Source organism: Psychromonas aquatilis (assembly GCF_038155185.1).
Classification (GTDB): domain Bacteria; phylum Pseudomonadota; class Gammaproteobacteria; order Enterobacterales; family Psychromonadaceae; genus Psychromonas; species Psychromonas aquatilis.
This window is the reverse complement of the sequence record NZ_JBAKAZ010000115.1, coordinates 1-2376: the sequence shown is the minus strand read 5'-3', so window position 1 is coordinate 2376 and position 2376 is coordinate 1. Positions and strand designations below refer to the sequence as shown.

General features: G+C 42.6%; 1 protein-coding gene. It reads left to right on the top strand.

Annotated elements, in window-relative coordinates; all coding sequences use genetic code 11:
* Positions 1-425: 425 nt before the first annotated feature.
* Entirely contained in the window at positions 426-1940 is a 1515-nt protein-coding gene (locus V6256_RS15050) for a Na+/H+ antiporter NhaC family protein (protein WP_341599087.1), read from the top strand.
* Positions 1941-2376 lie beyond the last annotated feature (436 nt).

Sequence of the window (2376 nt, the reverse complement as noted above, 5' to 3'; positions counted from 1 at the left end):
GTGCAGGTTTAGTTGATTCGCCTGATGTGTTTCCCGTATCCACGGGGATGAACCGGTGTACGGTGCAGGTTTAGTTGATTCGCCTGATGTGTTTCCCGTATCCACGGGGATGAACCGTTTGGGTTGAATGTTTAGGCGAGGGAATGAAGTGTGTTTCCCGTTCCACGAGTATGAACCGACAATAAATCAGCTTCAAAATGATTTATGAAAGATCGCAAGATCGCGGACATCCATTAACCGAAGACAATAAAATCAGATAGTTAAAGCTTTAAATGATTGGGTGTCGTGCAATTTTACACTGCAATTTTACATTTAAAGATTAATTATCCAGTTAGAGGATAAAGTTCTGTACAAATTGGGGATGTGAATTTATATTCAAATTTAATATATATTTATTCATTTTATTTTAGAGTTAAGGTGTACCTATGGAACAGACAGATATCACGTCACTCATCCCCATTGTGATTACTTTGGTGTTGTCGTTGGCGACAAGGAATGTGGTGATAGGCCTTTTTGCTGGCGTACTAAGTGGCGTTGCGATGCTTACTGGCATGTTTAGCGAACTTAACCCACTTGATACGTTTGGTACTATGGTTAAAAATTACCTAGTTCCTCAACTTACCGACAGCTACAACGCAGGTGTGATCATGTTGTTAGTGTTCATCGGTGGCTTTGTTGCTTTGATGGAGAAGTCTGGCGGTGGCGTTGCATTTGCAAAACGTGTTACTCAATGGGTAAGCAATAAATGCCAAGCCCAAATCTCGGCATGGTTTGGGGGAATCGTTATATTTTTCTCAGACTTAGGTACCCCTTTAATTGTTGGCCCTGTTTTTCGTCCTCTTTTCGATACACTAAAACTTTCAAGACAGAAGTTAGCATTCATTATTGACTCAACCTCGTCGCCCGTCGCTATTCTTATCCCTTTCATTGGATGGGGCGTTTACATCATGAGCCTGATCCAGAAAGAATTTACGGCGTTGAGCGTTAATATGTCTGACTGGGATGCCTTCATCGGTGCGATTCCTTTTCAGTTCTATGCATTCTTAGCGATCTTCATTGTGCCTTTGGTGTCAGTCAAGGGGTTAGATTTTGGACCAATGGCAAAAGCTGAACGTGATTGTCAAGCGGGAATCGATACTGGCGTGAATAGTGATTCATTGAATCCATTCTCGCATAAAAATGCAAAGGCCTCTTTTGTTTGGGCACCATTGTTAGTGATGCTAGTAGTGTTATGTGCCATGTTGGTTCCACAAGGCTTCCCATTCCAAAAGGTTGCAGGCTCATCATTCAGAGCAGCTTTATCTTCGGCTTATTTCTTTGCCGCGATCACCTTGATCTCGTTGATGGCTTACTACGGTGTAAGAAAGCTTTCAGATGGTCTCTCTGTGTACTTAAAAGGCATGGGAAACATGATGCCAGTTGCGATCATCTTGGTACTGGCTTGGGCGTTAAGTACAGTCGGTAAAGAGTTGGGCGCAGCGGCCTATATCGCCGAGCAAGCACAGAGTGGCTTCCCTTATTGGCTAGTGCCTGCGGTCGCGTTTTTGCTGTCTGCCATTATTTCATTCGCAACGGGCTCATCATGGGGAACCTTCGCGATAATGATGCCATTGGTTATTCCAACCGCGATTGCGGTTGATGCACCGCTACTCGTCGCAATTGGCGCTGTGTTGTCTGGTGGTTTGTTTGGTGACCATTGCTCACCGATCTCTGAAACAACGATTCTTTCTTCAACAGGGGCAGGGTGTGATCAGTTTGAACATTTTAAGACACAGCTTCCTTACGCGTTGATGAACGGTTTTATCGCTTTAGTTAGTTTTGTCATCGCAGGCTTTACTGGAAGTGTATTGGTAGTTCTAGGTGCGCTTGTTGCTCAAATTATTCTTGTGGCTCTGTTAGCCAAGCGTGATACGAGTAAAAACGCTTCTTCAGAAGTTTAATCTAAACGCGCAAGAAAGATCGCGGACATCCATTAACCGAAGACAATAAAATCAGATAGTTAATACTTCAAATGATTGGGTGTCCTGCAATTTTCCCTCTGCAATTTTTACCTTGTAGATGCAGTTAATAAAACAAAGCACTTCACTCTTTACCTTGTTACATTTTACGTAGATGAAGTTTGTTTGGTTTTTGCTTTGATGCAAGCAGGGAGACTAAAGTCACCGCCCCAAGGCGAACGTCAATACTACTAGTAAAGCGTCCTAAATATTTGGAGAGTGTTCTTATAAATCTAGAATAAAAGATCGCGGACATCCATTAACCGAATATAATAAAATCAGATAGTTAATGCTTTAAATGATTGGGTGTCCTGCAATTTTTTCTTGGGTGTCCTGCAATTTTTTCTTTCAGGAACCTTGTTTTGACTTTGGGGCGGTG